The organism is Chromobacterium aquaticum, from assembly GCF_021129195.1.
GTDB lineage: Bacteria > Pseudomonadota > Gammaproteobacteria > Burkholderiales > Chromobacteriaceae > Chromobacterium > Chromobacterium aquaticum.
In genome coordinates, this window is record NZ_JAJOHW010000240.1 from 1 (window position 1) to 1,816 (window position 1,816).

A 1,816-nucleotide genomic window follows, 5' to 3' on the forward strand; every position below is an offset into this window, starting at 1 on the left:
CTGGAATCAGGCTACCTCACGGAGCTTTGGTCGTTCATAAGGCTCAAGCCAGTTTCTGTATTTGCATTGTGGTTTGCGGTAAGCGGGGGGCGAGCTGATGTATTATGCGAAACCCAGGGAAACTGAGCGGGGAGCAGGCAGGCGCATTGGCCGGCAATGCCTTGTTGTCCTGGGCGCCTGGGTCGCGTTTGCTACGGGGGGCCAGCCTGCTGAGCATAGAGGCAGGCATGGGCACACGTTTGCTGGCAAGGGATGCAGTTGAAGCGTTTGGGCCAAGGCTGGACCGCTTGGTGGAGCAGAGCACGCCGGGGCTGAGGATGTATGCGGTACCGGAGGGGGGACGGTTCCAAATAACATCTCTGCGGCTTCCCGTCTCGGAGAGGCAGGAGCAGTGGGCGACTTGCTCTACGGTGTTCGTGCTGGCGAGGGCCTACCCGGTGCTGCCGGTGTTGCGATTCCGTCGCGTCCAATGCCGGTACAGTTGGCGAATCTGACTGAGAAACATGGTGTCGAGTTTGCGGCTACTTACAAATATGGTCCGGGGACTAATGGTGGAGGGGGGCAGTACTATTTGTATTCGGGTGAGCGAGGGGCTGTTGAAGTTCCTATATCTACTAACGAAATGTTGATTTACCATACACACCCAGGTGGCACAGCATTTGCAAGCCAGGCAGATATGGATGTCCTAAATTTCTTGAAATTGGCGGGCTCTCCACAGCGGAGTTCGCAGATTATTCCGGTTGGTAAGGATGTGGTTCGATTTGGACCGAAAGGTTGGGGGCACTAATGAATAACCTAGAAGATTACAAATACCTTTGGGATGGCTCATCTCCGGGATGGGGGCTTGTGCAGATTAATGCAGATAAATCCGATGAGTTACCCCGTTATGCCATATTTAATGCGGAGACGAAACGCGCGCTTTTAATTCGTGATGATCACATTTGCGATGAAGTAAAGAAGAAAATGATTGAAAGTGGTGTTCGTGTTATCGAGTTTTGAGGCTAATAGATTGTTGAAAGGCTGCATAGTGCAATCGTAGCTCTTAACATCCGGCTATAAGTCTCTTAATTCGAGTGCTTAGCAAGTAGGGTGGGCAAGCCAAAAGGCTTGCCCACGCGGTAGCTTGGCAACACCACCTTTAGGCCGCGCCGTAACTTATAAGCCCAAGCCTTCCCAAAGCCCCATCCGGGGCTTTGGTCGTTTATAAGGCTCAAGCCAATGCCTACATCTGAATCGTGGTTTGCTGCAAGCGGTGGGCGAAGGGTTCCAGCAGGCAATACACCTGCTCGCATTCCAGCGTGTCTAGCTTGGATTGCTCCAGTATTGCCGCCAGCGCCGACAAGGCGGCGCTGACTTGATTGAATTCCAGGCTGAGCAGATGAAGGCTGTGATCGAAGTGCTGGCAGGATTGGTCGAGCTGCCGCAACAGCGGGTCAATCAGGTGGAGCGTGGCATGTGGAGACAGACGCGTGGCAAGGTTGGCAGACCGGCATGGCCATACGGTGCTCTCGTAGGGTGCGACACCCGGCTATAAGTTCCTCCATTTGTGAGCTTAGCCGCCGGGCGTCGCGCCGCGAATGCAGGGCGGCTACTCCCATCCGCGTTACAACGTCAACGGCCATCTGGTTGAAGCGCGCGACGAAGCCAAGAACCGCAGCCTCCACTACGTCAACAACGCCCAGGGCCTGGTGCTCAAGCGCGAGGAAATCGCCAGCGGCAGCACCTATAAACGGCAGGATTACTACTACCTGGACGGCAAGCAGATCGGCGCGGTGGGCAACGACGGCGCCAGCCGCGTCGACTACGCCCAGGCCTT

At 55.4% G+C, this 1,816-nt stretch carries 3 protein-coding genes; 2 read left to right on the forward strand and 1 reads right to left on the reverse strand.

The genetic code is table 11. From position 1 onward, the window contains the following. Positions 1-786: 786 nt before the first annotated feature. Positions 787-999, forward strand: coding sequence for a hypothetical protein (locus LQT98_RS23370; protein WP_231465594.1), 213 nt, complete (start codon positions 787-789; stop codon positions 997-999). Positions 1,000-1,222: 223 nt separating this feature from the next. Here LQT98_RS23370 and LQT98_RS23375 read toward each other — a convergent pair whose 3' ends face one another. Next, positions 1,223-1,426: a hypothetical protein gene (locus LQT98_RS23375; RefSeq protein ID WP_231465596.1), complete on the reverse strand. Its 204-nt coding sequence runs from the start codon at positions 1,424-1,426 to the stop codon at positions 1,223-1,225. A 151-nt stretch (positions 1,427-1,577) separates the two neighbouring features. Here LQT98_RS23375 and LQT98_RS23380 point away from each other — a divergent pair. Further along, a partial coding sequence (locus LQT98_RS23380) for a hypothetical protein (protein ID WP_231465598.1) occupies positions 1,578-1,816 on the forward strand: 239 nt, incomplete at its 3' end.